The organism is Aquimarina hainanensis (assembly GCF_042684685.1).
Lineage (GTDB): Bacteria > Bacteroidota > Bacteroidia > Flavobacteriales > Flavobacteriaceae > Aquimarina > Aquimarina hainanensis.
Map to the genome: position 1 here is coordinate 1 of NZ_JBHULX010000029.1, position 836 is coordinate 836.

The 836-nt window shown below is 44.1% G+C and carries 1 protein-coding gene; it reads left to right on the top strand.

Annotated features, from left to right (window positions below; all coding sequences use genetic code 11):
* Positions 1–836, top strand: an 836-nt coding sequence (locus ACFSTE_RS14355; protein WP_378298205.1) for a PKD-like domain-containing protein, incomplete at both ends; no start/stop codon positions are given.

Consider the following 836-nt stretch of genomic DNA (forward strand, 5'->3'; position numbering starts at 1 on the left):
ACAACCATTAATGATGTACTGACCAATACCAGTGGAACAGATCAGACAGTAACCTATACGGTAACTCCTAGTGGAAGTAACGGATGTACTGCCGATGCCTATACGGTAACAGTAACCGTACAACCGGAACCAACACTGGATGCAACAGATCTAACAAACACCAGTTGTAGTGATGTAGCACTTAGCAGAGACCTAACTCTTGATGTGACTGAAACAGGAACAACCTTTACATGGATTGCAGCGGATAATGCCAATGTAACTGGAGAATCAACTTCCCTGCAAACAACGACAACCATTAATGATGTACTGACCAATACCAGTGGAACAGATCAGACAGTAACCTATACGGTAACCCCTAGTGGAAGTAACGGATGTACTGCCGATGCCTATACAGTAACAGTAACCGTACAACCGGAACCAACACTGGATGCAACAGATCTAACTAACACCAGTTGTAGTGATGTAGCACTTAGCAGAGACCTGACTCTTGATGTGACTGAAACAGGAACAACCTTTACATGGATTGCAGCGGATAATGCCAATGTAACAGGAGAATCAACTTCCCTGCAAACAACAACAACCATTAATGATGTACTGACCAATACCAGTGGAACAGATCAGACAGTAACCTATACGGTAACCCCTAGTGGAAGTAACGGATGTACTGCCGATGCCTATACGGTAACAGTAACCGTACAACCGGAACCAACTCTGGATGCAACAGATCTAACTAACACCAGCTGTAGTGATGTCGCACTTAGCAGAGACCTGACTCTTGATGTGACTGAAACAGGAACAACCTTTACATGGATTGCAGCGGATAATGCCAATGTAAC